The sequence below is a fragment of the Massilia sp. Root418 genome (assembly GCF_001425265.1).
Taxonomy (GTDB): Bacteria; Pseudomonadota; Gammaproteobacteria; order Burkholderiales; family Burkholderiaceae_D; genus Rugamonas.
The window spans coordinates 1286968-1289054 of the sequence record NZ_LMEC01000020.1; the positions used below are offsets into that span (position 1 = coordinate 1286968).

The 2087-nt window shown below is 51.8% G+C and carries 2 tRNA genes and 2 rRNA genes (1 of these 4 running past the window's edge); all 4 read right to left on the bottom strand.

Going from position 1 to position 2087, the window contains the following annotated elements:
- Positions 1-92, bottom strand: a 23S ribosomal RNA gene (locus ASC94_RS18040); it reaches 2687 nt to the left of the window's first position.
- Between the two features lie 162 nt (positions 93-254).
- A tRNA-Ala gene (locus ASC94_RS18045) sits at positions 255-330 on the bottom strand.
- A gap of 10 nt (positions 331-340) precedes the next feature.
- Positions 341-417: transfer RNA gene (locus ASC94_RS18050), tRNA-Ile, on the bottom strand.
- A gap of 128 nt (positions 418-545) precedes the next feature.
- Positions 546-2076: ribosomal RNA gene (locus tag ASC94_RS18055) — 16S ribosomal RNA — on the bottom strand.
- Together the 16S and 23S rRNA genes with 2 tRNA genes alongside form the textbook arrangement of a ribosomal RNA operon.
- Positions 2077-2087 lie beyond the last annotated feature (11 nt).

The following is a 2087-nucleotide window of genomic DNA, read 5'->3' on the forward strand; positions in this document are numbered from 1 at the left end:
TTGTCAGCTCCCCGAGGCTTATCGCAGACTTCTACGTCCTTCATCGCCTGTAATCGCCAAGGCATCCACCATGTGCACTTATTCACTTGTCCCTATAACCTTGACGGCTATCGGTATCAAGCATTTACTACTGTGTTTGATGATTTATCTACTACCCTGAATATCTTGCGATATTCAATAAATCTTTACTTCTTCCAAATTGTTAAAGAACGATACTACTTTTATTTAARGYTCRGRCCTTAGATAAAAGCAGTTGGTGGAGGATGACGGGATCGAACCGACGACCCCCTGCTTGCAAAGCAGGTGCTCTCCCAGCTGAGCTAATCCCCCTGGGTAAAACTGGTAGGGCTGGTTGGACTCGAACCAACGACCCCCGCGTTATCAACACGGTGCTCTAACCAGCTGAGCTACAGCCCCAGAAAACGTTCTTCTTTAAAAACAGCCGATAAGTGTGAGCGTTTGRCGTGGYGCCATACTCTAGAAAGGAGGTGATCCAGCCGCACCTTCCGATACGGCTACCTTGTTACGACTTCACCCTACTCTAGAAAGGAGGTGATCCAGCCGCACCTTCCGATACGGCTACCTTGTTACGACTTCACCCCAGTCACGAATCCTACCGTGGTAAGCGCCCTCCTTRCGGTTAAGCTACCTACTTCTGGTAAAACCCGCTCCCATGGTGTGACGGGCGGTGTGTACAAGACCCGGGAACGTATTCACCGCGACATGCTGATCCGCGATTACTAGCGATTCCAACTTCATGCAGTCGAGTTGCAGACTACAATCCGGACTACGATACACTTTCTGGGATTAGCTCCCCCTCGCGGGTTGGCGGCCCTCTGTATGTACCATTGTATGACGTGTGAAGCCCTACCCATAAGGGCCATGAGGACTTGACGTCATCCCCACCTTCCTCCGGTTTGTCACCGGCAGTCTCATTAGAGTGCCCTTTCGTAGCAACTAATGACAAGGGTTGCGCTCGTTGCGGGACTTAACCCAACATCTCACGACACGAGCTGACGACAGCCATGCAGCACCTGTGTRAAGGTTCCCTTTCGGGCACTCCYYRATCTCTCRAGGATTCCTTCCATGTCAAGGGTAGGTAAGGTTTTTCGCGTTGCATCGAATTAATCCACATCATCCACCGCTTGTGCGGGTCCCCGTCAATTCCTTTGAGTTTTAATCTTGCGACCGTACTCCCCAGGCGGTCTACTTCACGCGTTAGCTGCGTTACCAAGTCAATTAAGACCCGACAACTAGTAGACATCGTTTAGGGCGTGGACTACCAGGGTATCTAATCCTGTTTGCTCCCCACGCTTTCGTGCATGAGCGTCAATCTTGACCCAGGGGGCTGCCTTCGCCATCGGTGTTCCTCCACATCTCTACGCATTTCACTGCTACACGTGGAATTCTACCCCCCTCTGCCAGATTCTAGCCTTGCAGTCTCCATCGCCATTCCCAGGTTGAGCCCGGGGATTTCACGACAGACTTACAAAACCGCCTGCGCACGCTTTACGCCCAGTAATTCCGATTAACGCTTGCACCCTACGTATTACCGCGGCTGCTGGCACGTAGTTAGCCGGTGCTTATTCTTCAGGTACCGTCATTAGAAGCAGATATTAGCCACTCCCGTTTCTTCCCTGACAAAAGAGCTTTACAACCCGAAGGCCTTCTTCACTCACGCGGCATTGCTGGATCAGGCTTGCGCCCATTGTCCAAAATTCCCCACTGCTGCCTCCCGTAGGAGTCTGGACCGTGTCTCAGTTCCAGTGTGGCTGGTCGTCCTCTCAGACCAGCTACTGATCGATGCCTTGGTAGGCCTTTACCCTACCAACTAGCTAATCAGATATCGGCCGCTCCAGGAGCACAAGGCCTTGCGGTCCCCTGCTTTCATCCTTRGATCGTATGCGGTATTAGCGTAACTTTCGCTACGTTATCCCCCACTCTTGGGTACGTTCCGATATATTACTCACCCGTTCGCCACTCGTCAGCGGAGCAAGCTCCCTGTTACCGTTCGACTTGCATGTGTAAAGCATGCCGCCAGCGTTCAATCTGAGCCAGGATCAAACTCTTCAGTTCAATCTCTGTTT